The sequence below is a fragment of the Cupriavidus sp. SK-3 genome (assembly GCF_000611145.1).
Lineage (GTDB): Bacteria > Pseudomonadota > Gammaproteobacteria > Burkholderiales > Burkholderiaceae > Cupriavidus.
Map to the genome: position 1 here is coordinate 1 of NZ_JFJV02000189.1, position 2,287 is coordinate 2,287.

Below are 2,287 nucleotides of genomic sequence, written 5' to 3' on the forward strand. Positions count from 1 at the left end.
CCCTCGCAAGCTCTCGAACTTACTGCCTTCCGCCAGGCGCTTGCGCCTGGCTCTCCTAAGCCGTAGCGCCGAAGGCGCTCCATTGTGGGGTGAGGCCGCAAGGCGGCCGAGGGGCGTAGCCCCTGGGGGGATGGGAGGCCGCTTGCGGCCGGGTGGGATCGAGAAGGGGGGTTTCCCCCCTTCGGCGGCCGGTCATGCTGCGCGGCAGCTTGGGCCGTGTTGCCGTTTTTTTCGCCAGCCTCTGGTTAAAACTACCTGGTTATATAAAAAGGTTATAAAGACGGTTAAAAACCTGGTTAGCATGACCGAAAAACGCGCGTAAACCGTTGTCACGCCAAGGAAAAGTGCGAAGAGGCCGCCCCTCAAGTGTCAATGGATAAGCCCCCCATGTGTCAATACGCTGCCCCTCAAGTGTCAAGAACCGCGCCCCTCAAGTGTCAGTAGGGCCGCCCCTCAAGTGTCAATACCGGGGCAGGGTTCCTAACAGGGTTATCCACAACTTCGGTGGATAACTCCATGCCGATCAGGCACTTAGGCCGCCTCGGCGGCCGCCTGGACGGCTCGACCAGGCCGAAATCGGCCGCTGCCCCCCAAGTGTCAACATCGCGCCGGCCCCGCTGCCCCTCAAGTGTCAACGTCAGGGCTGCGCCGGCCGGCCTCGGCCGACTTGTCCCGAAACTGTCCACAACGGCCGCGCCGGTGGGGCAGGGCAGGGAAGGCCCCGGAAACGGGCCAGGAAGGCCCGTCAGGGCCGCAAAGCCCAGCGGCGAGGGCCACCGGCCCGGTGAGCGTCGGGAAGGCGCTGGAAGCCCGCCAGGGGCGAGACGGGCGGCTCTGCCGCCTGGCTCGATGCGCAGCACGACATAGCCGGTTCTCGCGGCCGCCGGCCGGGAGAATCCCCCGCAGCTCGGCCCCTCAAGTGTCAAAGGGTGGATCTCATCGTCAGAAGCGGCGATGCGAGATCCAGCGCCGGCGTCGGCCGTCATCGTCGGAACTGGCGATGGGGCCCTCGGTTCATCGTCAAAGGTGGCGATGGTCGACCGTGGCCTGGACGTGGCCAGCCTCGCCGGAAATGACGATGCTGCAGCTCGACGTGCGCGCGACCAGGTGGCCGGAACTCCCTCGTCAGAAGCGGCGATGCTCGAGAAAAAAAGCCGCCTCGATCTCGGGCGGCTCTCCAGGGGCAGGGCGGCGGTCATCGCTTGCAATGCACCAGGTCGTCATTGATCCAGGCGCTGTCCACCAGGCCGTTTTCGCGCAGCTCGTCGCATGCCTCGCTGACCTGCTCGCGCCACTTCTTCACGCGGGTGGAATCCGAACCGCACATGAGCCGGAACGTCTCCAGCTTGAGCGGGTACGGCTCCTTGTGCGTGGCAAAGTAGTCGAACATCCGCCGCGCGGTGGGCGACAGCTTGCGGTACTTCTCCCACACGAATTTCGTGTAGTGGTCGCCGGCGAACAGCACCACCATTTCGGTGTCGATCTCGACCTGGCAGCGCGACGTGCGCTTGCCGCGATCCAGGATGCGGAAGCGCCGGATCAGCGACACGGATTCCAGGCGGCCCAGCCGCTGGGAAGAGAACTGCATCGCGGACGCTTGCAGCCGCGAAAGGCAGTCCTCGGCCTGCTTGTAGTAGCGGCCATTGATCGACCAGCCCAAGTCCTGGCAAATCTCGTAGAACGTGAACGTGACCGGCTCGCCCAGCGGCGTGCGCTTCGCGTATTCGAGCACCTGGGCAAACACCAGCTCGTCGCTGTCGGCGCGTAGCTCGATGCCGGTAAAGGTGATCTCCACGTCCTTGCTGATGTGGTAGATCGCCTCGCGCTGCAAGGCGGCGCGGGGCACCTTCTTGTTCCTGGTCGTGAAGATCGCCGACCGGCCGAAGTCGTTGGGCATGGCCCGCATGTGGTCGGGCCACGGCGCGAGGTCGAACAAGGAAAGCTGCATGTCCTTGATCTGCTGCTTCGTGTGCTTGAGCAAGGCGGCCTGCTTGGCCTGGCTGACCTGCTCGGCCAGCTCGCCGGTGGCACTGGCCGGCTTCTCGGTCGTTTTCTTGGTCGCCATCTGTTGCGTTCTCCGTTCGGCGGTCACGCCGCTGACTTTCTCGGCCAAGGTGTTGACCACGGTTCGCGGCTCGGGCGGAAGGCCCATAGTCCGCGCCAGCTCGGCCGACTCGGCCGCCATCCGCTCGGAGCGCGCCACGGCCGCGCTGGGCGGCGGTGGCGGTGGCTCCGGCGCTGCCGGCCCGTCCGGCAGCTCGAAGAGGGAACCGGCGGGGCGGAAAGC

General features: G+C 65.7%; 1 protein-coding gene. It reads right to left on the reverse strand.

What is annotated here, in order from left to right:
* Window positions 1–1,195: 1,195 nt before the first annotated feature.
* Window positions 1,196–2,287: plasmid replication initiator TrfA (gene trfA, locus CF70_RS34230; protein ID WP_051648640.1), on the reverse strand; the 1,092-nt coding region annotated here is incomplete at its 5' end.